The 24735-nt window shown below is 68.9% G+C and carries 22 protein-coding genes, 1 tRNA gene and 3 pseudogenes; 17 read left to right on the top strand and 9 right to left on the bottom strand.

From position 1 onward, the window contains the following. The first annotated feature begins 59 nt into the window (after positions 1-59). The 11 genes from bldG to IE226_RS27195 all read left to right on the top strand — a co-directional run bounded on the left by bldG (position 60) and on the right by IE226_RS27195 (position 16418). Positions 60-401 carry an anti-sigma factor antagonist BldG gene (gene bldG / locus IE226_RS27245; RefSeq protein WP_003975386.1) on the top strand — a complete coding sequence of 114 codons (342 nt, stop codon included), beginning with the start codon at positions 60-62 and terminating at the stop codon, positions 399-401. 113 nt (positions 402-514) lie between these two features. Continuing rightward, positions 515-952, top strand: coding sequence for an ATP-binding protein (locus IE226_RS27240; RefSeq protein WP_190084032.1), 438 nt, complete (start codon positions 515-517; stop codon positions 950-952). 317 nt (positions 953-1269) lie between these two features. After that, a complete protein-coding gene (locus tag IE226_RS27235) occupies positions 1270-3678 on the top strand; it encodes a sodium-translocating pyrophosphatase (RefSeq protein WP_190084031.1) in 2409 nt (802 codons plus the stop codon). 202 nt (positions 3679-3880) lie between these two features. Next, a complete protein-coding gene (locus tag IE226_RS27230; protein ID WP_190084030.1) occupies positions 3881-4462 on the top strand; it encodes a small secreted protein in 582 nt (193 codons plus the stop codon). 133 nt (positions 4463-4595) lie between these two features. Beyond that, complete coding sequence (locus tag IE226_RS27225) at positions 4596-6128, top strand: DUF7059 domain-containing protein (protein WP_190084029.1); 1533 nt, start codon at positions 4596-4598, stop codon at positions 6126-6128. A 388-nt stretch (positions 6129-6516) separates the two neighbouring features. Beyond that, the gene (locus IE226_RS27220) at positions 6517-6714 is read left to right on the top strand and encodes a hypothetical protein (protein ID WP_190084028.1); all 198 of its coding nucleotides are present in this window, start codon (positions 6517-6519) and stop codon (positions 6712-6714) included. Between the two features lie 287 nt (positions 6715-7001). Then, positions 7002-9836 (top strand): type I DNA topoisomerase, encoded by a 2835-nt coding sequence (topA, locus tag IE226_RS27215; RefSeq protein WP_190084027.1) that lies wholly within the window; start codon positions 7002-7004, stop codon positions 9834-9836. A 111-nt stretch (positions 9837-9947) separates the two neighbouring features. Next, the gene (gene tmk, locus IE226_RS27210) at positions 9948-13154 is read left to right on the top strand and encodes a dTMP kinase (RefSeq protein ID WP_190084026.1); all 3207 of its coding nucleotides are present in this window, start codon (positions 9948-9950) and stop codon (positions 13152-13154) included. 134 nt (positions 13155-13288) lie between these two features. Then, the gene (locus IE226_RS27205; RefSeq protein WP_190084025.1) at positions 13289-14494 is read left to right on the top strand and encodes a DNA polymerase III subunit delta'; all 1206 of its coding nucleotides are present in this window, start codon (positions 13289-13291) and stop codon (positions 14492-14494) included. A gap of 143 nt (positions 14495-14637) precedes the next feature. Beyond that, a complete protein-coding gene (locus tag IE226_RS27200; RefSeq protein ID WP_190084024.1) occupies positions 14638-16197 on the top strand; it encodes an alpha/beta hydrolase in 1560 nt (519 codons plus the stop codon). 147 nt (positions 16198-16344) lie between these two features. Beyond that, a tRNA-Thr gene (locus tag IE226_RS27195) sits at positions 16345-16418 on the top strand. A gap of 128 nt (positions 16419-16546) precedes the next feature. Here the strand turns inward: IE226_RS27195 and IE226_RS27190 are convergent. From IE226_RS27190 to IE226_RS27175, 5 genes and pseudogenes are all read right to left on the bottom strand, one after another. Continuing rightward, positions 16547-16984, bottom strand: a pseudogene (locus IE226_RS27190) (tyrosine-type recombinase/integrase); the annotation flags it as partial. A gap of 55 nt (positions 16985-17039) precedes the next feature. Continuing rightward, positions 17040-17396, bottom strand: a pseudogene (locus IE226_RS45115) (hypothetical protein); the annotation flags it as partial. Beyond that, positions 17321-17476 (bottom strand): annotated as a pseudogene (locus IE226_RS45110) (WbqC family protein); the annotation flags it as partial. The pseudogenes IE226_RS45110 and IE226_RS45115, both read right to left, overlap by 76 nt. Then, positions 17418-18086, bottom strand: coding sequence for a YdcF family protein (locus tag IE226_RS27180; protein WP_190084022.1), 669 nt, complete (start codon positions 18084-18086; stop codon positions 17418-17420). The pseudogene IE226_RS45110 and the gene IE226_RS27180, both read right to left, overlap by 59 nt. A gap of 14 nt (positions 18087-18100) precedes the next feature. Next, positions 18101-19201 (bottom strand): helix-turn-helix domain-containing protein, encoded by a 1101-nt coding sequence (locus IE226_RS27175; RefSeq protein ID WP_190084021.1) that lies wholly within the window; start codon positions 19199-19201, stop codon positions 18101-18103. Positions 19202-19354: 153 nt separating this feature from the next. Here IE226_RS27175 and IE226_RS27170 point away from each other — a divergent pair, with 153 nt between their 5' ends. Genes IE226_RS27170 through IE226_RS27160 form a run of 3 tightly spaced genes read left to right on the top strand, consistent with a single transcriptional unit; the run spans position 19355 to position 20768 of the window. After that, positions 19355-19780 carry a hypothetical protein gene (locus IE226_RS27170; protein WP_190084020.1) on the top strand — a complete coding sequence of 142 codons (426 nt, stop codon included), beginning with the start codon at positions 19355-19357 and terminating at the stop codon, positions 19778-19780. Between the two features lie 11 nt (positions 19781-19791). Continuing rightward, the gene (locus tag IE226_RS27165; RefSeq protein WP_190084019.1) at positions 19792-20193 is read left to right on the top strand and encodes an ATP-binding protein; all 402 of its coding nucleotides are present in this window, start codon (positions 19792-19794) and stop codon (positions 20191-20193) included. Then, positions 20190-20768: a hypothetical protein gene (locus IE226_RS27160; RefSeq protein ID WP_190084018.1), complete on the top strand. Its 579-nt coding sequence runs from the start codon at positions 20190-20192 to the stop codon at positions 20766-20768. Before IE226_RS27165 ends, IE226_RS27160 begins: the two co-directional genes overlap by 4 nt. Positions 20769-20958: 190 nt before the next feature. On the opposite strand, the gene IE226_RS27155 is transcribed toward IE226_RS27160, so the two are convergent. The 3 genes from IE226_RS27155 to IE226_RS27145 all read right to left on the bottom strand — a co-directional run bounded on the left by IE226_RS27155 (position 20959) and on the right by IE226_RS27145 (position 22294). Then, positions 20959-21399, bottom strand: coding sequence for a DUF5615 family PIN-like protein (locus IE226_RS27155; protein ID WP_190084017.1), 441 nt, complete (start codon positions 21397-21399; stop codon positions 20959-20961). Further along, entirely contained in the window at positions 21399-22034 is a 636-nt protein-coding gene (locus tag IE226_RS27150) for a DUF433 domain-containing protein (RefSeq protein ID WP_229871564.1), read from the bottom strand. Before IE226_RS27150 ends, IE226_RS27155 begins: the two co-directional genes overlap by 1 nt. Positions 22035-22117: 83 nt before the next feature. Continuing rightward, entirely contained in the window at positions 22118-22294 is a 177-nt protein-coding gene (locus tag IE226_RS27145) for a hypothetical protein (RefSeq protein ID WP_190084016.1), read from the bottom strand. A 161-nt stretch (positions 22295-22455) separates the two neighbouring features. Between IE226_RS27145 and IE226_RS27140 the strand changes: the two genes are divergently transcribed. Both IE226_RS27140 and IE226_RS27135 read left to right on the top strand, forming a co-directional pair. Next, a complete protein-coding gene (locus tag IE226_RS27140) occupies positions 22456-22947 on the top strand; it encodes a thioredoxin domain-containing protein (RefSeq protein ID WP_190084015.1) in 492 nt (163 codons plus the stop codon). Between the two features lie 45 nt (positions 22948-22992). Then, a complete protein-coding gene (locus tag IE226_RS27135) occupies positions 22993-23586 on the top strand; it encodes a TetR/AcrR family transcriptional regulator (RefSeq protein WP_190084014.1) in 594 nt (197 codons plus the stop codon). Positions 23587-23629: 43 nt separating this feature from the next. Here the strand turns inward: IE226_RS27135 and IE226_RS27130 are convergent, their stop codons facing one another. Next, on the bottom strand, positions 23630-24106 hold the full coding sequence (locus tag IE226_RS27130) for a hypothetical protein (protein ID WP_190084013.1): 477 nt from the start codon (positions 24104-24106) through the stop codon (positions 23630-23632). A gap of 138 nt (positions 24107-24244) precedes the next feature. Between IE226_RS27130 and IE226_RS27125 the strand changes: the two genes are divergently transcribed. Beyond that, positions 24245-24643, top strand: coding sequence for a hypothetical protein (locus tag IE226_RS27125; RefSeq protein ID WP_190084012.1), 399 nt, complete (start codon positions 24245-24247; stop codon positions 24641-24643). Positions 24644-24735 lie beyond the last annotated feature (92 nt).

Here is a 24735-nt window from a genome sequence, read left to right as displayed (position 1 = left end):
GGGGCTCTGCCGAGGTGTCCCGAGGGATGACCGCTCGATAGCAAGGTGCTGGAGGATCCGTGGACCTGTCCCTGTCGACCCGTACCGTCGGCGATCGTACGGTCGTCGAGGTCGGTGGCGAAATCGATGTTTATACCGCGCCCAAGTTGCGCGAGCAGTTGGTCGAGTTGGTGAACGACGGCAGTTTCCATCTGGTCGTCGACATGGAGGGCGTGGACTTCCTCGACTCCACCGGGCTCGGCGTTCTGGTCGGCGGACTGAAGCGGGTGCGTGCCCATGAGGGCTCGCTGCGCCTGGTCTGCAACCAGGAACGTATTTTGAAGATCTTCCGCATCACCGGCCTGACCAAGGTGTTCCCCATTCACACCTCGGTCGAGGAAGCGGTCGCGGCCACCGACTGAGAGCCGGATGCCCCGGGTCGGCTGCTTGCGCGGCCCGGGGGTGGCAGAACAGCAGGGGACCGGGCCCTCGGCCCGGCCCCCTGACAGCACGCGCGTATGTCCGAGGGGGATGCATGGCCACCGTTGAACTCCGCTTCAGCGCGCTGCCCGAGCACGTCAGGACCGCCCGCCTTGTGGCGGCGGCGGTCGCGCGCAGGGCCGGGGTGGACGAGGCCGTTCTCGACGAGGTCAGGCTCGCTGTCGGCGAGGCCTGCACGCGTGCCGTCGGGCTCCACCAGAGCAACGGAGTGGACGCGCCGGTGCGTGTCGCGCTGATCGAGGACGAGAAGCAGTTCTCCATCGAGGTCGGCGACGAGGCCCCGCACGCGACGGCCGGCGACCGGCCGCCCGGTTCCGACCCCGACGCGCCTGCCGACCCGGACGCCGAGGGCGAGGACGAGATGGGTCTCGCCGTCATCAGCGGGCTCGTGGACGACGTGGAGGTCACCGCGGGCGAGGGCGGCGGTCTGATCCGCATGACCTGGCCCACGACCCCGGCGCCGCTTCTCTGACCCGACGGGCGGGCTCATCTGCCCTCCCTCTCTCCCTCTCTCCATCGCTTCACCAAGGTCTTGCTCCCGGCCAGGGAGCAGGGCCTTTTTCTTATTCTGATCATTATTTGATCATTGCCTCGGTCAATTGCCCGGGGACTGTCGAATGCCGTCAATGGTTTTGAGGCATTACCACTTTCGGGGTCAGTCTGCGGGCGCGATCATTTGCTGGGAAGCAATCTCCAGCCAATTCAGTTTGCGGCGCTCTGTTTTGATCAGGTTCCGCTCCCTACAATCCGTCCACATCTTGAGCTCAGCACAGGCGTCAAGGAGGACGAATGGCGGGGCTTTCTACCCCTCATCAGTTTGACCAGCCCACAACCTTCGCAGCCGCAGTACTGACCGACGGCAACCGCCTCATCGTGATGGTCATCGCGGCCATCGCGATCGCGGCGCTCGCGGTCGCCTGGGTGCTCGTACGCCAGGTACTCGCGGCCGACGAGGGCACCGACAGCATGAAGAAGATCGCGAAGGCGATCCAGGAGGGCGCCAATGCCTATCTCGGCAGGCAGTTGCGCACTCTCGGTGTTTTCGCCGTCGTGGTGTTCTTCCTGCTCATGCTGCTGCCCGCAGACGACTGGAATCAGCGTGCCGGCCGATCGATCTTCTTCTTGATCGGTGCGGCGTTCTCGGCGACCACCGGTTATATCGGCATGTGGCTCGCCGTACGCAGCAATGTTCGTGTGGCGGCAGCCGCCCGAGAGGCCACTCCAGCGGAAGGGGAACCCGAAAAGGATCTCACCGCCGTTTCGCACAAGGCCATGAAGATCGCTTTCCGCACGGGTGGCGTTGTCGGCATGTTCACGGTGGGGCTCGGTCTTCTGGGCGCCTCCTGTGTAGTGCTCGTCTACGCGGCCGACGCGCCGAAGGTCCTCGAGGGCTTCGGCCTCGGGGCGGCGCTGATCGCGATGTTCATGCGTGTCGGCGGCGGCATCTTCACCAAGGCCGCCGACGTCGGCGCCGACCTGGTCGGCAAGGTCGAGCAGGGCATTCCGGAGGACGACCCGAGGAATGCCGCGACCATCGCCGACAACGTGGGCGACAACGTCGGCGACTGCGCCGGTATGGCCGCCGACCTCTTCGAGTCGTACGCCGTGACCCTGGTCGCCGCGCTGATCCTCGGCAAGGTGGCCTTCGGCGACTCCGGACTCGCCTTCCCGCTGATCGTTCCGGCGATCGGTGTCGTGACGGCGATGATCGGGATCTTCGCGGTGGCGCCACGGCGCTCCGACCGCAGCGGCATGACCGCCATCAACCGCGGATTCTTCATCTCCGCGATCATCTCGCTGGTGCTCGTGGCCGTGGCGGTCTTCTTCTACCTGCCGTCGACCTACGCCGACCTCGACGGTGTCACGGACACCGCCATCGCGGGTCACGACGGAGATCCGCGGGTCCTCGCGGTCGTCGCCGTCGCGATCGGCATCGTCATGGCCGCGCTGATCCAGCAGCTCACCGGGTACTTCACGGAGACCACCCGGCGGCCCGTGAAGGACATCGGCAAGACGTCGCTCACCGGCCCGGCCACCGTCGTTCTTGCCGGCATCTCGATCGGGCTCGAATCCGCCGTCTACACCGCGCTCCTGATCGGGCTCGGCGTGTACGGGGCGTTCCTGCTCGGCGGTACGTCGATCATGCTCGCCCTGTTCGCGGTGGCGCTGGCCGGAACCGGCCTGCTCACCACGGTCGGCGTGATCGTGGCCATGGACACCTTCGGTCCGGTCTCCGACAACGCGCAGGGCATCGCCGAGATGTCCGGTGACGTCGAGGGCGCGGGCGCGCAGGTGCTCACCGACCTGGACGCCGTCGGCAACACCACCAAGGCCATCACCAAGGGCATCGCCATCGCCACGGCCGTACTCGCGGCCGCGGCGCTCTTCGGCTCGTATCGCGACGCCATCGCGAGCGCGGCCAAGGACGTCGGCGAGAAGATGGGCGACGGCGCACCGATGAACCTGGTCATGGACATCTCACAGCCCAACAACCTGGTCGGCCTGATCCTGGGCGCCGCGGTCGTCTTCCTCTTCTCGGGGCTTGCGATCAACGCGGTGTCGAGGTCGGCCGGAGCCGTGGTCTACGAGGTGCGGCGGCAGTTCCGCGAGCACCCCGGAATCATGGATTACTCCGAGGAGCCGGAGTACGGGCGGGTCGTCGACATCTGCACCAAGGACGCGCTGCGCGAGCTGGCCACGCCAGGTCTGCTCGCCGTGCTCACGCCGATCGCGGTCGGCTTCTCGCTCGGCGTCGGCGCGCTCGGCTCGTTCCTGGCCGGTGCGATCGGCACGGGCACGCTGATGGCGGTCTTCCTCGCCAACTCGGGCGGCGCCTGGGACAACGCGAAGAAGCTCGTCGAGGACGGCCACCACGGCGGCAAGGGCAGTGAGGCCCACGCCGCGGTGGTGATCGGCGACACCGTCGGTGACCCGTTCAAGGACACCGCGGGCCCGGCGATCAACCCGCTCCTGAAGGTGATGAACCTGGTGGCGCTGCTCATCGCGCCGGCGGTCGTCCAGTTCAGCTACGGGGACGACGCGAGCGCCCCGTTGCGGGCGCTGATCGCGGTGCTCGCGATCGTCGTCATCGTCGGCGCGGTGTACGTGTCCAAGAGGCGTGGCATCGCCGTGGGCGACGAGGAGGAAGGTGATGCCGAGCGCGTAAAAAGCTCGGCTGACCCGGCCGTGGTTTCGTAACACCGGGTCAGGCACTGCCCAACACAGGGGCGGACGGCGCGTTCTGACGCGACGTCCGCCCTTCGTGTGTCCGTCTCGTGTTTGTCTCGTGAGCCTTCTCTCGCGCTCTCCGTTTGGTGCAAATGGCTGCAATAGGGGTGCTACGGGACCCTCGGCATGCGGTTGTAACCCGGTTGGCGTGTAAGTTCCGGGGCCGAGAGCCATGGAAGGGACCAATCCGGTGAACAAGAAGCTTGCAGCCGCACTGTCCGGCGGTGCGGTACTGGTACTGGCGCTGTCGGGTTGCAGCGACGACGGCAACGAGGAACTGGACTCATGGGCCAAGGACGTCTGTGACTCCGTTCAGCCGCAGTCGAAGAAGATCGCTGACGCCAACGCCGCGATCCAGAAGGAGACCTCGGACAACAGCTCGCCGGAGGACGTCCAGAAGACCGACTCCAAGGCGTTCCAGGACATGTCCGACGCCTACAAGGCGATGGGCGCCTCGGTAAAGAAGGCGGGCGCTCCGCCGGTCGACGGCGGGCAGAAGAAGACCGATGACGCGGTCAAGGAACTGAACGCCATCTCCAAGTCGTACGGCGACCTGAAGAAGAAGGTCGACGGACTGGACACCAAGGACCAGGCGGACTTCGCCGACGGGCTCAAGAGCGTGGCCGGAGAGCTGGACAAGCTGAGCAAGAGCGGCAACAAGGCGCTGGAGAAGTTGCAGGAGGGCGAGGTGGGCAAGGCGATGAGCAAGCAGGAGAGCTGCAAGTCCGCCAGCGCTACGCCCTCCGCCGCCTGAGGGTCACTTCGTTTGACGTTGCCCCGGAGCCAGGGGGAGACCCCTGGCGCCGGGGCAGCGTTGCTCTGGCCGTTGCCCCGGCGCTGGTGGGCCGGAGCGGTGGATAGGGGCGGGAACGGGTCACAATGACTGGGTGAGTATCGCTAGCGCCCCCCTGCCCTCGTCCGATCGTGCCGACGTCGCCGCCCAGTTGCGGGAAGCCCTGCTGGCGGCCGACTTCACCGCTGACGGGCTGCTCGAGCTCCTCGGGGCGCCTGCCTACACGGCGCTCGCCCGCAGCGAGACGGTGCCCGCGCTGCGGGCCACTCGCGGCGACGGGCCGCTGGAGACCCTCGTACGCCTCTTCCTGCTGCAGCGTTCCGTGCCGCACGCGCGCGTGGCGGCCGTTCTGCCGGTCGGCCCTCTCCAGGAGAGCGGGTGGCTGTCGGCGGCGGACGGCGAGGGTGCGCTGAAGGCGACCGTGGACGTGCGGCCCTATGGCGGGCCGAGCGGCGAGGACTGGTTCATCGTCTCGGACCTGGGGTGCGCGGTCGGCGGGGCCGGCGGCATCGGCAGCCATGACGAAGGGGTCGTGCTCGGTGTGGGCGGGGCGTCCACGACGCTGGCAGGACTCACCGTACGTACGCCGGTGGCCAGCGCTCTCGACCTCGGCACCGGTTCCGGAATCCAGGCGCTGCACGCCGCCCAGCACGCCACCCGGGTGACCGCGACCGACCTCAACCCCCGTGCGCTGCACATCACACGGCTTACCCTCGCGCTGTCCGGTGCTCCCGAGGCCGACCTGCGGGAAGGTTCCCTCTTCGAGCCCGTGGGCGATCAGGCGTACGACCTGATCGTGTCCAATCCGCCCTTCGTGATCTCACCCGGAGCGCGGCTCACCTACCGCGACGGCGGGATGGGCGGGGACGATCTGTGCCGGTCGCTCGTTCAGCAGGCGGGGGAGCGGTTGAACGAAGGGGGTTATGCGCACTTCCTCGCCAACTGGCAGCACGTGGAGGGGGAGGAGTGGACCGAGCGGCTCCGGTCCTGGGTGCCGCGCGGGTGCGACGCGTGGATCGTGCAGCGCGAGGTGCAGGACATCACGCAGTACGCCGAGTTGTGGCTGCGCGACGCCGGTGACCACCGGACGGACCCGGAGGAGTACGCCGCGCGGTACGACGCGTGGCTCGACGAGTTCGAGACCCGCAAGACGCGCGCGGTCGGGTTCGGGTGGATCACGCTGCGCAAGCCCGCGGCGGGGGTGGGTTCCGCCGAGCCGACCGTCACCGTGGAGGAGTGGCCGCACCCCGTCGAGCAGCCGCTGGGCGAGACCGTGCGGGAGTTCTTCGCCCGCCAGGACTACCTGCGGGCGCACGACGACGCAGCGCTGCTCGCCGGGCACTTCAAGCTCGCGGACGAGGTCGTGCAGGAGCAGGTCGGGCTGCCCGGCGCCGAGGACCCGGAGCACGTCGTGCTGCGCCAGCACCGCGGGATGAGGCGGGCCACCAAGGTGGACACCGTGGGCGCCGGCTTCGCGGGGGTGTGCGACGGGACGCTGAGCGCCGGGCGCATCCTCGACGCCATCGCGCAACTGGTGGGCGAGGACCCCGTATTGCTGCGGGACCGTACGCCCGCGCAGATCAGGCTCCTCGTCGAGCAGGGCTTCCTGGTGCCGGTCGGCTCGTAGCCGCCGCCGGGGGACCTGCCGTCGACAGACCTGCCGCCGGGCCGTTGGCGGTACGCGTACGGCGTGTCTCGTACGTTTCGGGGACCTCGGTCCCCCGTTCTGGGTGGGATGGATGGGCGTCGGCGCCCGCCGGACGTACATCGAGAAGGTGGACTGTGCGAACCGGTTTCGGGGCGTCCGGTTCCGGGGTGTCCTTTTCGGGCGACCGGTTTCCGTGTCTAGCGCTCCCGTGGCGACCGGTCCCGTAGCGGCCGGTTTTGGTCGGGTCCAGCGCCGCGGCGGGCGGTGATTCGGGCCGGGCGCCCTCCGTTCACCCGCGGTTCGCGCTCCGGATTCCCGGACGTGTCAGTTTCCGAGTCCGGGAAACCCAGGACGGGGAGGCAATGACATGGAGAGCGGACCAGCAATCTTCGCGGGCACGGTATTCGCGCTGTTCGGAGCGGGACTGCTGCTGTGGACCGGGGCACGCGTGGCACACCGTGCCCCGGTCGCCGACGGTGTGAACCCTGTCGCATCCGCGACACTCGCCGCGCTCGCCGGGTCGGGCGCACTGGTGCTCGGAGTGTGGTGTTTCACTCGCATGTGACCGGAAAGCGGTCGGTGGCCGCGGGGCGCGTACGGGCCGTAGGCCCGGCGCGGTGGTGAAGCCGGTGGTGAACGTGGTGGTGAACACGGTGGTGCGAGGGCACGTCGCCACACCGGGCGGCAGGAATGGCGGTAGTCGGGTTACCGTTCGAGTGGCCGTTGCGGGCTTTTCTCGTTTGACACGGGGGCGGGATGTACCGTCACACTCCGCAGCGTCAGCGCAACTCAAGCGCACCGAGCGAGGCCACACAGCACGGCCCCGAGTACCGACCGGAGAGAAGAGCGAAGTTGTCCCCGACCAGCGAGACCGCAAAGGGCGGCCGCCGACTCGTCATCGTCGAGTCGCCTGCCAAGGCGAAGACGATCAAGGGTTACCTCGGCCCCGGCTACGTAGTCGAGGCGAGCGTCGGGCACATCCGCGACCTCCCCAACGGCGCCGCGGAGGTACCCGACAAGTACACCGGCGAGGTGCGCCGCCTCGGCGTGGACGTCGAGAACGACTTCGAGCCCATCTATGTCGTCAACGCCGACAAGAAGGCGCAGGTCAAGAAGCTCAAGGACCTCCTCAAGGACTCCGACGAACTCTTCCTCGCCACCGATGAGGACCGCGAGGGCGAAGCCATCGCGTGGCACCTCCTCGAGGTCCTGAAGCCCAAGGTCCCGGTCAAGCGCATGGTGTTCCACGAGATCACCAAGGCCGCGATCCAGGGCGCCGTCGCCAACCCGCGCGAGCTCAACAAGCGCATGGTCGACGCACAGGAGACCCGCCGCATCCTCGACCGCCTCTACGGCTACGAGGTATCGCCGGTCCTGTGGAAGAAGGTCATGCCGCGCCTGTCGGCCGGCCGTGTCCAGTCCGTGGCGACCCGACTCGTCGTCGAGCGCGAGCGCGAGCGCATCGCCTTCCGCTCCGCCGAGTACTGGGACCTGACGGGCACCTTCGGCACCGGCCGCACCGGTGACGCCTCCGACCCCTCGCAGCTGGTCGCGCGCCTCACCACGGTCGACGGCAAGCGCATCGCGCAGGGCCGCGACTTCAACTCGGTCGGACAGCTCAAGTCCGACACCCTGCACCTGGACGAGGCGAACGCCCGGGCGCTCGCCGCGGCCCTGGAGAACACCAGGTTCGCGGTCCGGTCCGTCGAGTCCAAGCCCTACCGCCGCTCTCCGTACGCGCCGTTCCGTACGACGACGATGCAGCAGGAGGCCTCGCGCAAGCTCGGCTTCGGCGCGAAGGCGACCATGCAGGTGGCCCAGAAGCTGTACGAGAACGGCTTCATCACCTACATGCGTACGGACTCCACGACGCTCTCCGACACCGCGGTGACCGCCGCTCGCGCCCAGGTCACGCAGCTCTACGGCAGCGACTACCTGCCGGACAAGCCCCGCACGTACGCCGGGAAGGTCAAGAACGCGCAGGAGGCGCACGAGGCGATCCGCCCCTCGGGCGATCGTTTCCGTACGCCCGCCGAGACCGGTCTCACCGGCGATCAGTTCCGGCTCTACGAGCTGATCTGGAAGCGGACCGTCGCCTCCCAGATGAAGGACGCGATCGGGAACTCCGTCACGGTCAAGATCGGCGGCACGGCTGCCGACGGCCGCGACGCCGAGTTCAGCGCGTCCGGCAAGACCATCACCTTCCACGGCTTCATGAAGGCCTACGTAGAGGGCGCGGACGACCCGAACGCCGAGCTCGACGACCGTGAGCGCCGGCTTCCGCAGGTCAGCGAGGGCGACGCGCTGTCCGCCGACGAGATCACGGTGGACGGCCACGCGACCAAGCCGCCGGCCCGCTACACCGAGGCCTCGCTCGTCAAGGAGCTCGAAGAGCGCGAGATCGGCCGCCCGTCGACGTACGCGTCGATCCTCGGCACGATCCTCGACCGCGGTTACGTCTTCAAGAAGGGCACGGCTCTTGTGCCCTCCTTCTTGTCGTTCGCCGTGGTCAACCTCCTGGAGACGCACTTCGGGCGCCTCGTCGACTACGACTTCACGGCACGCATGGAGGACGACCTCGACCGCATCGCGCGGGGCGAGGCCCAGGCCGTGCCGTGGCTGAAGCGGTTCTACTTCGGCGAGGGCGACGACGCCGGTGTCGCCTCAAGCGCGGGCAACGGCGACGGCGACCACCTCGGCGGCCTCAAGGAACTGGTGACCGACCTCGGCGCGATCGACGCCAGGGAGATCTCCTCCTTCCCCGTCGGCGACGGCATCCTGCTGCGCGTCGGCCGCTACGGCCCGTACATCGAGCGCGGAGAGAAGGACGCGGAGGGCCACCAGCGCGCCGACGTGCCCGACGACCTGCCGCCGGACGAGCTGACCGTCGAGTACGCCGAGGAGCTGCTCGCCAAGCCGAGCGGTGACTTCGCGCTCGGCACCGACCCCACGTCGGGCCACGAGATCATCGCCAAGGACGGCCGCTACGGCCCCTACGTCACCGAGGTGCTCCCCGAGGGCACCCCGAAGACCGGCAAGAACGCGGTCAAGCCGCGCACGGCCTCGCTCTTCAAGTCCATGTCGCTCGACACGGTGACGCTCGAGGACGCCCTGAAGCTGATGTCCCTGCCGCGCGTGGTCGGGACGGACGCCGAAGGCGTGGAGATCACCGCGCAGAACGGCCGCTACGGCCCGTATCTGAAGAAGGGCACGGACTCGCGGTCCATCGACACCGAGGAGCAGCTCTTCAGCATCACGCTGGACGAGGCCCTGGAGATCTACTCCAAGCCCAAGCAGCGCGGGCGTGCCGCCGCCAAGCCGCCGCTGAAGGAACTCGGCGAGGACCCGGTCAGCGGGAAGCCCGTCGTCGTCAAGGACGGCCGCTTCGGGGCGTACGTCACGGACGGCGAGACGAACGCGACGCTGCGCGCGGCCGACAGCGTCGAGGACATCACCGCCGAGCGGGGCTACGAACTGCTCGCCGAGAAGCGGGCGAAGGGTCCGGCCAAGAAGACCGCCAAGAAGGCGGCGAAGAAGGCCCCCGCCAAGAAGACCGCGGCCAAGAAGACGGCCGCCAAGAAAACGACGGCCGCGAAGAAGACGACGGCCGCGAAGAAGACCACTGCGAAGACCGCGGCCGCCAAGAAGACCGCGGCCTCGGCGGCGAAGGCGGCCGACGCCGAGTAGGCCGTCGTATGCGGTGTCCTGTGGTGGATGCTGTGAACGTGTGAACCGAAGGGGCGTCCATTTGTTCGGGCGCCCCTTCGGAGTGTCCGCGCGTCCGGATAGGCTGGACGGATGACGCGTGCCGAGCAGCCAACGGTCGGAAACCCGGCCCCCGACGACGCCCTGGTCGCAGATTCCCGAGAGCGTGCTGTCCGCGCCTTGCTGCGCGTGCCCCAGCTGAAACGCCTCTACGGCGCCCAGCTCGTCGGTGGTGTCGGCGATGCCCTCGCCCTCCTCGTCCTGGTGGTGCTCGCGCTGCATGCGGCCATCGCCGAGGGGGCGTTCGGGGGCGGTTATCGCGGGGTGGCCTTCGCCGTCACCGCCGTCTTCGGAGCACGCGTCCTCGCGACGCTGCTCTTCGGGGCGGTGCTTCTGGGGCCGCTGAGTTCGCTCACGTCACCGGACGGACCGCTCGACCGGCGCTGGACGATGGTCGTCGCGGACGGCCTGCGGGCCGCGCTGCTGATCGTCGCGCCGCTGTGGATCGACTGGACCCCGGACAACGCGCTCCCGATGCTGCTTGTGACCGCCTTCGTGATCGGCGTCGCCGAGCGCTTCTGGACGGTCTGCCGGGAGAGCGCGGCACCCGCGCTGCTGCCCGCGCCGCCCCTGGAGGGCGCGACGGTACGGCCGCTGCCGGACCACATGGACGCACTGCGGCGCCTGTCGCTGCGTACGGGCTTCGTGGCGCTGCCCATCGCGGCCGCCGCGCTCGTCGCCGTCACGCTGATCGGCAACGTCTTCGGCGCCGGGATCGAATGGTTCGAGCTGCACCAGGCGGGGCTCGCCTCGTTCGTCGCCGCGGGCCTCTTCGCGGCCTCCCTCTCGATCGTCTACTTCCTCGAACTTCCGGCCACGCAGACGCCACGCGCGCGTAGCCCGCTCGAAGGGCTGCGCAGGCCGCGCACCGGCAGCGGCGCCGACAAGGGCCGCACCGGAGCGATCCCGCTTCTCGTCGCCGCCTGCGCCGCGATCGCCGGAGCCGTCGCCGCCGCCGTGGCCGTCGCCGTGCTGCACGCCAAGGACCTGGACGGCGGGCCCGTCACGTACGGCCTGATCGTCCTCGCGCTGACCGGCGGCACCGTCGTCGGCATCCGCACCGCGCCTTCCCTGCTGCCCACGCTTCCGCGCCGCCGGCTGCTCGCGCTCGCGATCGCCCTCACCGGCGTCGCACTGCTTGCCGCTGGCCTCGTGCCCGACGTGACGACCGTGCTGCTGCTCCTGGTGCTCGCCGGAGTGGCCGCGGGCATCGCCGCGCACACCGGGCACACGCTGCTCGACCAGGAGGTCGAGGACTACCGCCGGGCGCGCACGACGGAACACCTCCAGGCGGTCGTACGCCTCTTCGTCGCGGTCGGCGCGCTCGTGGCCCCCGTGGTCGCCGCGGCGATCGGCCCGCACCGCTTCGTCAACGGCAAGTTCGTGTTCGACCACGGAGGCGCCGCCTTCACGCTGATGCTGGTGGGCGCGTTGCTCCTGCCGGTGGCCGCGCTGGTCCTCGCCAAGATCGACGACCGGCAGGGCGTACCGCTGCGGCACGACCTGCGGGACGCGCTGCGCGGCGGCGACGACCCGAAGCAGGGGGTCGCGGCCGACGGATTCTTCATCGCTCTGGAGGGCGGCGACGGCGCCGGTAAGTCGACGCAGGCCGAGGCGCTCGCCGAGTGGATCCGGGCCAAGGGCCACGAGGTCGTCGTGACGCGCGAGCCGGGGGCCACGCCGGTCGGCAAGCGGCTGCGGTCCATCCTGCTCGACGTGTCGTCGGCCGGCCTCTCGCACCGCGCCGAGGCACTTCTGTACGCCGCCGACCGCGCGGAGCACGTCGACACCGTCGTACGTCCGGCCCTCGAACGCGGCGCGGTCGTCATCTCCGACCGGTACATCGACTCGTCCGTGGCGTACCAGGGCGCGGGGCGCGATCTGTCCTCGACCGAGATCGCCCGCATCTCCCGGTGGGCGACGGACGGACTCGTGCCGCACTTGACGGTGCTGCTCGACGTGTCCCCGGAAGCCGCCAGGGAGCGGTTCACCGAGGCGCCCGACCGTCTTGAGTCGGAGCCCGCCGAGTTCCACGCGCGCGTGCGGTCCGGTTTCCTGACGCTCGCGGCGGCCGACCCCGGCCGGTACCTGGTGGTCGACGCCGCGCAGGAGCCGGAGGCGGTCACGACCGTCGTACGGCACCGGCTCGACCTGATGCTGCCGCTCTCCGAGGCCGAGGTGAAGGCGCAGGAGGAGGCCCGCAAGGCGGCCGAGGAAGAAGCCCGGCGCAAGGCCGAGGAAGAGGCGCGCCGCAAGGCCGAGGAGGAGCGGATCGAGCGCGAGCGCCAAGAGCAGCTCGCCAAGCTCCGCGCCGAGGAGGAGGAGCGCAAGCGCCGCGAGCTGGAAGAGGCGCAGCGCCGCGAGGCCGAGCGCCAGGCCGAGGAAGCCAGGCAGCGCGCCGAGGAGGCCAAGCGCCGGGCCGAGGAGGAGCAGGCACGTCTGCTCGCCGAGGAGAAGGTGCGGGCGGCCGAGGAGGAGCGGCGCCGCCGCGAGGCGGAGGAAGAGGCACGGCTGCGGGCCGAGGCCGAGGCGCGGCGGATGGAGAAGCAGCGCAAGGCCGAGGAGGCGCTGCTGCGGGCGGAGGAGGCGCGGCGGCTTGCTGCGGCTTCTGCGGCGGCGGCTGCGGCGGCTTCGATTGTGTCGCCTGCTCCTGCTCCGGCGTCTAAGCCTGCGCCGAAGTCGACTTCGAAGCCGGCGTCGGGTTCGAAGCCGGTGTCGACTCCGTCCGGTGCGCCTTCGGATGCGCCCTCAGATGCGACTGCGGGCACGCCTTCGGACGCCGTGCCGGACAACGAGACGACCGTGCCCACGCCCATCGTCAAGCCCGGTTCCTCCGTGACGGGTGCCGCCGACGAGACCGCGGTGCTGCCTCCCGTACGGGACACGTCGGGCTCGGAGGAGACCGAGGTGCTGCCGCAGCCGCCGGTGCCGGGGGCTGCCGACGAGACGGCCGTGCTGCCTGCCGTGCACGAGGACAAGGTGCCGCCGGGCTACTTCCGCGATGAGCGGTCCGCGCCCGGGCAGCGGCCCGCGTCCTCGTCCGGTGGCGGGAACGACCGGACGCGCGAGCTGCCCCAGGTCGACGAGTACGGGCAGCCCCGGCAGCGGCCCCGCTCGGACTGGGCGGAGGAGACCCCGCTGGACGATCTGCCGACGCTGGCGGACGAACTGCTGGGCTCGCGGGACGAAGACGGCGACGACGGCGACGACAAGGGCGGCCGGGGGCGGAACGGGCGCTGACCCGGCCAGCGTGTGCGTGGCCTGTGTTGTCAGGGGCGTGCGTTGCCAGTGGCCTGCGTTGTCAGTGGCGTGCTCCACAATGAATTCGACAGCGTGACAAGCAAGACGCGTGCGCAGGGCGGAGGCGGTGACCGATGACCGTATGGGACGACCTGGTGGGCCAGGAGCGGGTGAGTGAGCAGCTCGGGGCCGCCGCCCGGGACGCGGACGCGCTGGTCACCGCCGTGGCCACGGGCGCCCCGCAGCCCGAGGCGTCGAAGATGACGCACGCTTGGCTGTTCACCGGACCGCCAGGCTCCGGCCGGTCCACCGCCGCCCGCGCCTTCGGCGCCGCGCTCCAGTGCACCAGCCCGGACCGCGCGCTCGGCGGCGCCCCCGGCTGCGGCTTCTGCGACGGATGCCACACGAGCCTGGTCGGCACGCACGCCGACGTCGAAGTGGTGCGTACGGACCTGCTGTCCATCGGCGTGAAGGAGACCCGCGAGCTGGTCAGGCGGGCCCAGATGTCGCCCGCGGGCGGCCGCTGGCAGGTCATCGTTCTGGAGGACGCCGACCGCCTCACCGAGGGTGCGGGCAACGTACTCCTGAAGGCCGTGGAAGAGCCCGCTCCCCGCACCGTATGGCTCCTCTGCGCGCCCTCACTGGAGGACGTGCTGCCCACGATCCGCTCCCGCTGCCGCCATCTGACGCTGCGTACGCCCCCGGTGGACGCCGTCGCCGACGTGCTCGTCCGGCGTGACGGCATCGAACCGGACATCGCCGCGGCCGCCGCGCGCGCCACCCAGGGGCACATCGGCCGCGCCCGTCGCCTCGCGACCGATCCGAAGGCGCGCGAGCGCCGTGCCGCCGTGCTCAAGCTGCCCATGCGCGTGGAGGACGTCGGCGGTTGCCTCAGGGCCGCGCAGGAGCTGATCGACACGGCCGGCGACGACGCGAAGCAGGTCGCCGAGGAGGTCGACGTCAAGGAGACGGACGACCTGAGGGCGGCGCTCGGCGCGGAGAAGGGCGGCCGGATGCCGCGCGGCACGGCGGGCGTCATGAAGGAGCTTGAGGACCGGCAGAAGCGCCGCAGGACCCGCACCCAGCGCGACAGCCTCGACCTCGCGCTCATCGAACTGACCGGTGTCTACCGAGACGTCCTCACCTTGCAACTGGGCTCCCGCGTCGCGCTGGCCAACACAGAGGTGATCGACATGCTGGAGCGCCTGGCGCGCGGCACATCGCCCGAGTCCACGCTGCGCCGCATCGAGGCGATCGGCGCCTGCCGCACCGCACTGGACCGCAACGTGGCGCCGCTGCTCGCGGTGGAGGCGATGACGATGGCGCTGCGGGCGGGATAAGGGGCCTTAGGTCACGGGCCGGGCTTCGTAGGCCGGGGGGCTGGGTTCGCGGCCCGGTGTGCCGGGCTGGCTCATGGGTTGACGGATTCACCCGTACGGGCACTTTGCGTCACTCACCCGATGCGTACCGTTAGTCTCGTTTGATGCGCATCAAAGGACTCCGCACCCCCGCGACCGCGTTTCTGGCCGCGTCCATGGCAGCCGGACTGCTCGTCTCAGGCTGCTCGGCCGGGGGATCGAGGGCGGACGCGTCCATGGCCGCGCTGCCACGCGCCACCCCGAAGGAGCTGTCTCCGTACTACGGCCAGCAGCTGAACTGGCGCGAGTGCGGCGTCCCCGGCTTCGAGTGCTCCACGATGAGGGCGCCGCTGGACTACAAGAAACCGGGCGGCCAGGCCATCAAGCTCGCGGTCTCCCGCAAAAAGGCCACCGGGCCCGGCAAGCGCCTGGGCTCGCTCCTGGTCAATCCGGGCGGACCCGGCGGCTCGGCGATCGGCTATCTCCAGTCGTACGCGGCTCTCGGATACCCCGAAGCGGTCCGCGCCCAGTACGACATGGTGGCGGTCGACCCGCGCGGCGTGGCCCGCAGCGAGCCCGTCACCTGCCTCGACGGCAAGCAGATGGACGCGTACACGCAGACGGACATCACACCGGACGACCAGCGCGAGACGAAGGTCCTGTCGGACTCCTTCAAGAAGTTCGCGGCGGGGTGCGAGAAGCGCTCCGGGAAGGTGCTGCCGCATGTCTCGACGGTCGAGGCGGCCCGTGACATGGACGTCCTGCGCTCGGCGCTCGGCGACAAGAAGCTGACTTACGTGGGCGCTTCGTACGGCACGTTCCTCGGCGCGACGTACGCCGGGCTCTACCCCGACCGGGTGGGCCGCCTCGTCCTGGACGGCGCGATGGACCCGGCACTGCCGGCCCGCCGCATGAACCGCGACCAGACGGCGGGCTTCGAAACGGCGTTCCAGTCGTTCGCGAAGGACTGTGTGGGCAGGGCGGACTGCCCGCTGGGAACGGAGAGCGCGCAGGACGCGGGCAAGCGTCTGAAGTCGTTCTTCGGCGACCTGGACCGTGCGCCGATTCCCGCCGGCGACTCCGACGGCCGCAAACTCGGCGAGGCGCTGGCCACGACGGGCGTGATCGCCGCGATGTACGACGAGGCGGCCTGGCCCCAGCTGCGCACGGCGCTCACCACCGCGATGAGGGACAAGGACGGCGCGGGCCTCCTCGCCCTCTCGGACAGCTACTACGAGCGTGAGGGCGACGGCTCGTACGCGAACCTCATGTTCGCCAACGCCGCCGTGAACTGCCTGGACCTGCCCCCCGCCTTCGACACGGCGGCCGAGGTGAAGAAGTCGGTCCCGGACTTCGAGAAGGCCTCGCCGCTCTTCGGCGAGGGCCTGGCCTGGGCCTCGCTGAACTGCACGTACTGGCCGGTGAAGGCGACGGGGAAGCCGCACCGCATCAAGGCGGAGGGCGCGGACCCCATCGTGGTGGTCGGCACCACGCGCGACCCGGCCACCCCCTACCGCTGGGCCGAGTCCCTGGCCGACCAGCTCTCCTCCGGCAAGCTGCTCACCTACGAGGGGGACGGCCACACGGCGTACGGACGCGGCAGCGACTGCGTGGACTCGACGATCAACGCCTACTTGCTGGAGGGCAAGATCCCGGACGACGGGAAGCGCTGCTCACAGGGGTGAGGGATCGCTGCTCACGCGGGTGAGGAAGCGCTGCTCACAGGGGTGAGGCGGGGGCGGGAGGGCCGCACGCCGGGGGTGTACGGAGCACCCCCGGAAACTGTGTAGACTTGGCGTCGCTGCTGATCGCACCATAGGTGCGGGACGCGTGCCGCCTTAGCTCAGATGGCCAGAGCAACGCACTCGTAATGCGTAGGTCTCGGGTTCGAATCCCGAAGGCGGCTCGGATTAACCCCAGGACTCACTCGCCGTGACCTGGGGTTTTTTCATGCCCGGGGCATGACGGGGCGCACGACGGGGGTGCCGTGGAATTGCTTGCGTGAGCGATGCGTGAGCGAAGCCGCTCGGGGAGCTACTCCTTAGGCTTCCGGCGCCTGGCCTTCTTGCCCGCCTTGGCCTGGGCTTTCGGCTTGTCCTTTGGTTTGCCGCCCTTTGCCTTGCCGGCGTTCTTGGCCGCAGCCTTCTTGGCCTTCTCCTTCTTCGCGGCCTTGCGTGCCGCTTTCTCGGCCTCGGCCTTGAGCTGGAGGGGGACGAGCTTCGTGGTCGCCTCGGCGGCGCTCCTGCCGACCTGGGGCAAGACGCTCTGGTAGATGTCCCGCGTGATCCGGGTGTCGCTGTGCCCGAGAGTGTCCGACACGATCTTTATGTCGATGTCGGCGGCGAGCATGAGCGTGGCCGCGCCGTGCCGCAGATCGTGCAGCCGGATCGGCGGGAGGCCGGAGGCGGCGACGAGGCGCTCGAAGAGGTCGGTCACCTTGCCGGGATGGAGCCAGGATCCATCTTCTGAGGATCCGGCCCCGCCCGCCGAGCAGGTCGAGCAGCACGCGGGTGGAGGTCTCAGCTATCACCGAGGTCCGGCCGGTGGCGAAGGCGTCCAACACCGGGTCCAGCGCTTGGGCGAGAGAGGGGCAGTGCGGGCTGGCTCCGAAGTTCTGCCGCAGCATTCCGGCGGTCCTGCGGCGCGCGAGTTCCGCGTTGTCGACCAGCGCGTCTCGGATGAGGGTGGATCGCCCGCTCGGGAGATGGGTGGGGATGGAGAGCCACTGTTGGCGCCTGGTGCGTCGATGGCGGCGAGGCGCGCTCGGTGCTGGTAGTCGCGGCGGGTGAACTGCACATCGTCCAGGATGATCCAGTAGTCCGCCGCGAACAGCTTGGCCAGTGTCGTCAGCCGCGGGAACAGGTTGGGCTGGTGGATCGCGCACAGCCCGCCGGGAGCGGGCTGTTCACGAGGCGATGAGGCGGCTGGTGAAGCCGGAGCGAATGAGAGATTCGTACGCTGCATGTACGTCCTCGGGGACTTCCTGCTCGATGGCGAATCCGAGCTTCGGATACTCGATGACCCGCTGGAGGTCGCCGGCGAGCATGTCCAGAACGAGCTTCTCGTCCCCGATGCTCTTCAGGTAGTCGTCGAATTCCAGCGGCTCCGACGCGCAGAGGAACTCGATGTCGGGCCACAGCTTGCGGGCGGTCGCGAACGATCGCCGTTCCATGTACGGCTTGGAGACCAATAGCACCGTGGCCGGATGGAAGCCGGAGGCGGCGAGGACCTCGCGGGAGAGCGCGATGTTCTCTCCAGTGTTGGCTGCGTGGGGCTCCAGCAGGATGGCGTCGGCAGGGACACCGAGCCCGATGGCGTGCTCACGGAAGTGGATCGCCTCCCCGCGAGGGAAGACCTTGGCGGTGGTGGGGCTGTTGCCGCCGGTGAACACCAGCGTCTGGAACAGCCCGGCACGGTACAGCTCGGCGGAGCGGGTCGCGACGCCGAGATCGTGGCTTCCCAGTCCGATCGCCACGTCGACGGGCCGCAGCTTGTGCTGCATCTGGTGGTAGTCCCAGATCAGCTTGGCCTGGTGCCACTGGTCCTCGGTGATGCCCTGATGGTCGTTGCGCACGCGGTTCTCCCTGGTCACCGTTGCCGGGGCCCGGTCGGCCCCTCACTCATGGCCCTGACACCCTCGATGCTGCGCAGTTGGTGCACGAGCCCGTACTGCGCGGCCACCTTGGCGGTCTGGTCGAGGACGAGGATTCCATCATCCAGAGTCGCCGCGTCGGAGAGCAGGATGTGGCCATGAGCGGTGTCCAGGCGTACGCGTTGCATCGGTGAGTCGGTCGTCCCGCTGCTTCGGGCGATATCGATGAAGTGCAGAGCTTGAGAGAGGTCGCCGGCGCCACGGCGGGCCAGAGCGAGCTTCTGGTGGGCCACCGACCAGTCGTCCGGCTCGGTGAGATCCTCGAACTCGCGGGTCGCCGCCTGCATGACGCGGGTCGCGTAGTCGTGCTCGCCGTCTTTGCTCAGCGCCGTCCCCACCCACAGCCGTGCGCGAGCCCGGTCGCGGCGAGAGAGCCGGTCGTCGACGGCGAGAGTCTCGTAGTTGCGGGCGGCGACTTCCAGCTTGCCGGACATCTCGGTGACGACTGCGAGCGACAGATCGAGCTGGGCGACGCGGCGGGGGATGTCGAGCTGGCTGAAGACCGTACGGGCACCGGCGTAGGAGTGCTGGGCCGAGAGCGGGCCCAGGACGACGCCTTGGTCGCGTTTGAGGTCGCCGAGCAGAGCGGTGGAACGGGCAAACAGGTACAGGCCCTTCTCGTCCAGCTCATGGGCCTTGAACCGGCTCAGCCACCGGGTGAGAAGGCTGTCGGCGAAGGCGAAGTTCTGCCCGGACAGGGCGACCACGACACGGTCGAGGTCATCGGCCCATGACTCGTACTCCCACGCTCTGGGGCCGGACGAGGCAACACGTCTGCCGATGGTCGCGACGCTGCCGGCCATCTCCGACAGGAGCGTCTCGAAGCGCAGGTGGACTGCGGCGTCCGCTCGTCCGAGGGCGGTGTCGAGGATGGCCTGGGTATCGGGTCTCGGCTCAGTAGCGGCGAGCTTGCTCTCCCACTTGGACACGGTCGCGACCGCCAGGCCCAGACGCTCGGCGTAGGCCCGCACGCTCAGCCGCAGGGCGAGCCGCAATGCCTTGGCCTCAAGCCCGGTCCAGTGGTGCACGGTCGCCACGCGTCGCTCCCTTCCACCAGCCATCGAAGCAGACCTGACGAGACGGCGGGACGGAAGTGGAACGGAAGTAGAACAGGCGGTGATTCCCGGCGAGTTGGTCCGACGCCATGCTCGGAACGTCACCACGTGTCGAGCCTTTGGAGGGTCCCAAGCATGGAACCTCTTACGGAACATCGCCTGGTCAGCGGCCCGGTCGTCTACGGCTTCCTGCGGCTGGCACACGTAACCCGAGCACGGCAGGAAGCGCTGGCCGCCTCGCTGGTCGAGTACTGCCGTAGCCACGAGCTGCAGTTGTCGGGCCTCTTCACCGACCGCGACTCTGCCGGACCGGCGTCAGCGGCGTTCACCGGTCTCCTCGACGTGCTGGCGCTGCCGGACGTCTACGGCGTCGTCGCCCCCGCCATGTCGCACCTGGGCCCGAAGGCCATAGCAGCCGAACGCGGGCGACAGATCGAATCGGCCGGTGCCCGGCTGCTGTTAATCCGGCGCCCGCGTCCCGCCCACTCGACCGCCTCTCGATGCGGTCTCGTCCACCGTCCGCACTCCGGCACCACTCGCGCCGTGAATGCCGAGTCATGAGGATCATCGCGATGACCAAGACGATCCAGAGGTTCTTCGAGTCCCGGCCCGAATCGGTCGGCGAGGCGCGGACTTTCACCACCGAGGCCCTGACCAGCTGGGGTTTGCTGGACCGAGGCGAAGACGTCCGACTCTGCGTCTCCGAACTCGCCACCAACGCCATGCTCCACGGGACCGCCCCCGGCCACGGCTTTCTCGTCAGACTCGATGCCGACGACGAGGCCGTACGCCTGGAAGTACACGACAGCCGCCGCCTACAACCCCGCCCCCGTCGGCCTTGCGACACGGACACCGCTGGGCGCGGGCTGCTCCTGGTGACCGCGCTCGCCGACGGCTGGGGGGTGGAGGACCGCACCCCGTTCGGGAAGATCGTCTGGTCGTGCTTCAAAGCCCCGGGTGGGACGCCATCATGAGCGTCACCCTCACCCCATCCGGCCCTGAACTGCGCCTACTGGTGTCGCTCGCCGCTTGGACCTGGCCGGGTGCCGGACCGGACGGCCGCGAGACCGCGCACATTCTGATCACGCACACCCAGGCCCTGACTGACGGCGGCACCGCCGTGACGGCCGAGGACCGAATGCGGGGACTGTCCGCGTGCCTCGGCGGCCTGACCGGAGCCCGTGAGGTCATCCCAGAACTGAAGCCCTGCCTACAACTCGTCGGCGACCACGTGCTGCTGCACATCCCCGGGGCTTCTCGCCGACTGCGGCTACCCACCCGTCGTCCCTGGACCGAACTGGTCACCCGCACCGGTGAGGCGGTCCTCATGCTCGGTCTCGACCCGCTGCCACAGTCCGCAGGCGCCGTTTGCCTCGACGCCTACCTGGACGCCGCCCTCGCAACCGACCGACTGCTGTTCGGGCGCGTCCGGCTCCCGCCGCCAGCCCCGCGCGCTGATGTCTGCTCGACCTGCGGCGGCAGCGGCACCGACCCGATCTCGGGTCGCGCATGCCCGGACTGCTCCCTGCACTGCCGACTCGAACCGTGAAAGGCACGTCATGCACCAGTTCATCGCCGCCCCGTTTCTCGATGGCCACCTTCTGCTGCGTCCCGGAGCGCGATCCCCCTCCACCCCCTCAGGAGGTGGAGGGACGAAGGAGCACTTATCCGGCCTTAGGGCGGGCGGGCGTCGTGGCTTCGTGCCGTGCGTGTGGCATGTGACGGAAGGCGTCTTTCGTCTAGCGTGGCCAATAGGACGGCGGTGAAACTGACGGGTCCACACGCTCGAAGCGGTGTTTGCCCGCCGGATTCAAGCCCTTGATGTGAATCAGTTGCTGTGTGTCTACTTCGTCGAGCTCGCCGACGATCAAGGGCATGGCAGCGACGACCGCGCCCATAGCCAGGCCGAGGCCGGCCATGCCCTTCTGCGCCTGGCTGAAGCGGATATGGTGCATGCCCGACTTTTTGATGGCCTCCGTCTCCGACGGATCCTCCAGCTGTCGGGCGTCCCTGGTCAGGAAGACGTTGAAGCCCTTTCTCGCAGCATCGGGGAGAAGCGCGAGATCCTTCTTGCCTGCCCATTTAATCTCGCTGACGTGCTTGACCTCATGTCCGGGCAGGAGCCGCCTGAGCATCTCCAGCACCTGTACGGGGACATTCTCGTCGATGAGGATCCGCATCAGGCAGTGCGCGCTCCCGTGCTGTAGCTGTCCACATAGAGCGCGAAAGAAGCAGCATCACGTGCTGCGTCCGCGGTGACGCCGGGGTAGTAGTCGGCGATCTTCTCCGGGGGGATGCCGTCCTCGATCAGCTCAGCAACGGTGTCGAATGGGGTCCTCGTGCCCGTGATCACGGGCTGTCCCCCTTGGGTATCGGGGTCGACAGTGACGTGCTGCTTCGGCTGGAGCAGGTGGGGGACGACGACGCCAGCCCTGGGAGCGAACTCCTGGAGGATGTCGGCCATGGTGGCAATCACTCGTTGGCCAGGGCGTTTAACAAGATCGGTGCCGTGGTCATCGTGGCCAGCAAGGACGATTGAGTCGCCCTCGGCCACCAGGGAGTAGCTGGACAGATGCTCGACCTCCCCGATCTTCTTCAGGGTGGCTAGGGCTATGCGGATCTTCTGGAGCGACACGTCCTGGCGAAGATGGGCGAACGCGCGCAGCGCGAGCACGTCGCGAAAGGAGTACAGGGCTGGCCTGGCTGCCAGCTCAGGTTGGAGGATCGGCCCGTTGCCACGGTCCTGCCTCCACGTGCGCAGTTGTCCGACTGTCGCTCCCGAGAGGGCGGCAGCCATGCGGGTCGAGTACGCCATCTGCTGCCTCCCATCCTGGTCGTGTGCTGTGGGGTCCCATCATCCCAGTTGCCCGAGCAGGAACGCTACAGAACGGCGAGGGCTCAGATGCTCCGTATCCGCTGCAGCGAAGCGGTGAAACGTCGTACCTGCGTGAGCCGTGCGTGAGCGGACAGGCTGGCACAGGCCGGACCGGACGGGCACGCAACCTTCGACTGTGCGGCGCTGACCAGCGAAAACAGGATCCAGCGCCACGGCTCGGTATCCACCGTCACGATCATGCAGGCCCTCGTAATGCGTAGGTCTCGGGTTCGAATCCCGAAGGCGGCTCCGCTTAAGCCCCAGGACTCACTCGCCGTGACCTGGGGCTTTTGCTTTGGGGGGGTGCGCTTTGCGCTGAGTGTGTCTGGACGCCTTGTGGTGGCGCTCGTAGCCTGCCGGCATGGAGTGGGGGACTCTGGCGGTTGCGGCGGTGGGTGCCGTTTTCGGGATCGGGGCGACGGTGGTGACCGATGCCCTTCGTTCCCGGCGGGAGAGGGAGCAGCGCTGGGCGGACGCGAAGCGCGTCACCTACGCAAGGTTTCTGGCCGCGCTGGCTCAGGCGCACAGCCGTATGACGGTGGCGGCCGCCAGTGGGCTGGATGGTTCCGCTCGCGTGCGGGCGGTGCACGACGCTTTTCTCAACGACCCGCAGAACACCGATCCCAAGGCCGTTCTGCGGGAAGTGGCCATCACGGCTCCCGATCATGTGCATCAAGTCGCCGAAAGTGTCTATGAGCAGCTGCGCACGGCCCGTGACCTGCTTGAATCGGACGCGGTGACCTTTGAGGCGCCCGAATATCAGCGGGTTATTTATGCGTTTTTTGCTGATTTGGATGTTCTTCAGCGGTTGATGCGAAGTGATTTGCAGCCGCCGGCCGACCGTCGCTCGTGAAGCGGTTCCGGTTCCGCAGTCGCCGCGCTCTACGCTGGGCGCACCATGAGTCCCAAGCAACAGCGCGGTGAAGAGACCGTCGATCGACTTCTGGATGCCGCGCTCCGGGTGTACGCCGCCTCCGGAGAGCAGGGCGTTACCGTCGGTGCGCTCACCAAGGCCAGCGGGGTCAGTCTTGGCAGTCTTTATCATCATTTCGGCAGCGTGGACGGGCTGATGAATGCCCTGTTGCGGCGCTGGCTCGGGCGGTTGCTCGCCGAACTCGGGGCCTCCCTGGAGCGGTGCCGTACGGCTCGGACCGGCATTCGTGCTCTCGTGCGGGCCTATCTGACGTTCGTCCAGGAGCATCCGGACGCCGCTCGACTGCTGCATTCCTCGTACGCCGACCGGCTCGGGATGGCTCAGGCCAGGCAGCTTCGTGATGCGCAGGAGGCCAGGCTGTCGCCCATGACCGCCTGGATGCAGCGGCACGTCGACTCGGGGGAGGTGGCTGCGCTGCCGATGCCCTTGATCGAGGCGCTGGTGCTCGGGCCGGTTGTCGCGACCGCGCGGCGCTGGCTTTCCGGCTTTGACGACGTCGACCTCGATGAGGCTGCGCGGGTTCTGCCCGAGAGGGTCTGGCGGTCGCTTCTGCCCTGAGGGGAGGGGCTTGGCTTGGCTCGGGGGCGGTGGGGGTCGGGGATCAGTGGCGTAGGGCCCTGTTGATTTCTGCCTTCGGGGTGCCGGACAGGTCCCGGTTGCTGCGGACCGTGCCGGATTTCGACTGCTTGGGGTCTACGCCGCTGATGTTGAGGACGGACGTGTCCACGAGCTTGCCGTCTTTGTCGCGGAAGTTGACGGAGATGGTGTAGTCCGCCTTCTTGTCCGTGCTGTTGGTGGCCTTGATCTCGGCCTTTGCCCGGTCGCCGTCGGTCTTGACGGAGCCGTCGACCTTTACGTCGGACTTCGCGTTCACTCCGTCCTTCACCTCGGCCATCTTGGACGCGGCGGCCTCCGTGGCGGACGAGACGGCCTCGCCCGCCTTTGCGGTCGCGGAGGCGGCCCTGTCCTTGGCCTTGTCCACGTCGCTGTCCGAGCACGCGGTGGTGGTGAGGGTGAGGAGGACAGCGAGGAGGAAGGTGAGGGTGGTGGTGCGGGTGCGGGGGTGGGTTGGGGTCATGCGGACCACCTTCGGGGTGGAGGGCGGATTGCGCTCGGTGGGGCAGCCGTATGGGTGGGGTGGTGGGAGTGCGGGGGTGTTGATTGTGGGCGGGGATTAGGCGTGGATGCGGGGGCCCGGGAATGCGAGGATGCCGCGATGAGTGATGACCTTGCTGCCGCCTACGTTCGTTACGAGTCGCCCGTGCGCCATGAGCGCGGGCACTATCCGGGGGTGTTCTGGCTCGTCAACGGTCTTGCCAGAGAAGGCAAGTTGACGCCGGAGCAGGAACGGTTCCGGCGGGCCAACAATGACTGGTACGACGCCGCGTATCCGACCCCCTCGAAGGTCGACCCCACCGTCTACGACCACGACATCACGCCCGGCGCTGTGGCCTGGTTCAAGGTCACCGCCACGCATCTCATCGAGCGCATCCCCGGGTACCTGGAGATTCTGGACGCGCACGGCATCGAGTGCCGGACCGTGCGGTCGTCCGATCCCGGGCGGGTCGTCTACGAGGACGACTATCAGGTCGTGGTCGTGCCCCACGACACGTAAGGGGGCGACACGTAAGGGGGTGGGGCGTCAGGGGGTGGGGCGTAGGCGGGCCTGCGGGACTTATGAGGATTCTGTTAGGCCGCTGTCCGGTT

Source organism: Streptomyces longisporoflavus, assembly GCF_014649775.1.
Lineage (GTDB): Bacteria > Actinomycetota > Actinomycetes > Streptomycetales > Streptomycetaceae > Streptomyces > Streptomyces longisporoflavus.
Note: the sequence above shows the minus strand (reverse complement) of the source record. Positions and strands in the feature narration are given on the sequence as shown.